The sequence below is a fragment of the Rhodoplanes sp. SY1 genome, from assembly GCF_046000175.1.
Lineage (GTDB): Bacteria > Pseudomonadota > Alphaproteobacteria > Rhizobiales > Xanthobacteraceae > Rhodoplanes.
On record NZ_JBEOMB010000493.1, the window covers coordinates 1 to 842 of the forward strand.

Below are 842 nucleotides of genomic sequence, written 5' to 3' on the forward strand. Positions count from 1 at the left end.
GCCGGCTCGAAAGCGTTCCCGGACGGCCTGCAAGCTTCTGCCGATGGCTATTCGGCGGAGGCTCTGTTCACGGATTTCCGACGCGCCGTCGAGGACTTTCATCGCCATACACGGCGGCGGACATCGAACCGGGCCTGCTCGGTAGAGACGCGAGCCAGGATCGTCGATTTGCACCGGAGCATCCAGAAGACGTTGGCGGACGCGATCGAGCTGGAGATCAACGGGCGACTGCTGGACATGCTACGCGCGCTCGCCGACGAGATCGCTGACCGGGATCTGGGTGCGAGCGATCCCGTCCACCGCGCCTTTCACGATTTCGTCGCGCGCTACAAGCAGCTCGATCGCATGTTCCCGCGTTTGAAGGCGTATCGCCGCGCCCTCGCCAAGGACCGTTTCGACACGCCGAGCGCGGACGTTCGCACCGCAATCGAGGAGATCCTGAGCAGCCTCGGTGATCGGGCTGTCTCCGGGCGTGCCGTCTCGTCGTCGCTGGCCAAGGAGATGCGGCACCTCGCGAAGAAATTGGCGGCACTGCACACGCACATCGATATGCCCGATCGCAGAGGATCCGATGGCAGGCGCAGTCTGCCGGATGCAACGGCCGAGGCCCATCACGACGCCGCGACTCGCGTGCTCGCGATTTGGCGGTGGCTGTCCGATCCGGAGCGCCGGCTCGGTGCCGCCGGCATTCCGGCCGCCGAGCGTGATCACGTCGCAACCGTCTACAGAAACGTATACGTCAAGCTGAAGCCGCGAATGCTGCTCTACATCGAGTTCGTGTTGGGTTGGTATTGAGGCGCGCGGCCCCCGTGGCCGCATGGTTCGAGACGCGATCCTGCGGA

1 protein-coding gene is annotated in these 842 nt (G+C 65.0%); it reads left to right on the plus strand.

The genetic code is table 11. From position 1 onward, the window contains the following. Nucleotides 1-795: hypothetical protein (locus tag ABTU92_RS30555; protein ID WP_408095275.1), on the plus strand; the 795-nt coding region annotated here is incomplete at its 5' end. Between the last annotated feature and the right edge of the window lie 47 nt (nucleotides 796-842).